Annotated in this window: 1 protein-coding gene and 1 tRNA gene; one reads left to right on the top strand and one right to left on the bottom strand. The window is 42.0% G+C overall.

What is annotated here, in order from left to right:
* Positions 1–212: 212 nt before the first annotated feature.
* Positions 213–285 (bottom strand) — tRNA-Lys (locus C5O24_RS13610).
* A gap of 278 nt (positions 286–563) precedes the next feature.
* Between C5O24_RS13610 and C5O24_RS13615 the strand changes: the two genes are divergently transcribed.
* A partial coding sequence (locus C5O24_RS13615; protein WP_133165615.1) for a transposase family protein occupies positions 564–1,120 on the top strand: 557 nt, incomplete at its 3' end.

A 1,120-nucleotide genomic window follows, 5' to 3' on the forward strand; every position in this document is an offset into this window, starting at 1 on the left:
ACACTTGCTTGTGCAAGTTAGGTTGCTGTAACCATTGCAAACTCAGATTATTAGCGTACCTTTGGGTGTAAATTTCAGTCTCTCAGAAACTATTCCCGATTTTTACACCGCAGACTACTCAGATTTGCCGATTTTCGGGGTTTTACCAAAAATAAAAATCGCTGAAAATGTTTGATTTTCAGCGATTTTCCTCATTAGGTAGAGTATTTTAGTGATCCGCCTGGGGCTCGAACCCAGGACCCCAACATTAAAAGTGTTGTGCTCTACCAGCTGAGCTAGCGAATCAGTGCTCTTGTTGTTAAAAGCGATGCAAAGGTACGGCTTAATTTTGAATTATGCAAGCGTTAGAAAGAATTTGTGAAAAAAAGTGCAAATAAAGTCACGGCTCTTTCATTTAAAAAAAGTCTTGTGCTTCCGAAAAGCCTGTTATTTTATAGCGGGGGAAGTCTGAATGGGAAAGGGCGATTTTCGCATTCATTTCTCTGATTTTCAATAAAATAAGTGGTATAAAAATTGGTCAAGTGACCAATTTTCGTAACTTTATAGTTGTAAATCAATTAGTTATGAATAAAAATAAGCCACTTGACCAAGTGCGTTCGACCGGCGTAAATGCGCCCAATCGGACTTCAAAATTAGTAAATAAATCTGAATTCAACGGCAGTATCCTGAACAGATTGATGAATTTCGCCCGTTCAGTCCCCGATTTCCGCAGGTCCGACAAGGGCAATATACAACATCGGCTCGCCGACATCATCATACTGATGATATTAGCCAGAGAGTGTGGATGTGTCGGGCGTGCCGATATAATGGAATTCGGACGTCTCCATCTCAATAAATTCCACAGGCTGGGCATTCTCAGGAACGGCGTGCCGTCAGAATCAACACTGTGCCGTGCTGAAATCGGCATTAACGATCATGCGATGGCCGACAGGATGCAGGATTTTGCCGGGGCATTTCACAAAGAGCTGCTCAAAAAAGGGTGTGGCAAGGAAATAATAACGCGAGTTCGGGATAAGAACTTAATGATTTTCAACCAATCAAAAGACATAGAGTATTGGGCGGCCTTTCAAGGTCGCCTGATTTATTTGTACCGTTTGGTGTTGTTAATCCCAGAGGACAA

It is taken from the genome of Paramuribaculum intestinale, from assembly GCF_003024925.1.
Classification (GTDB): domain Bacteria; phylum Bacteroidota; class Bacteroidia; order Bacteroidales; family Muribaculaceae; genus Paramuribaculum; species Paramuribaculum intestinale.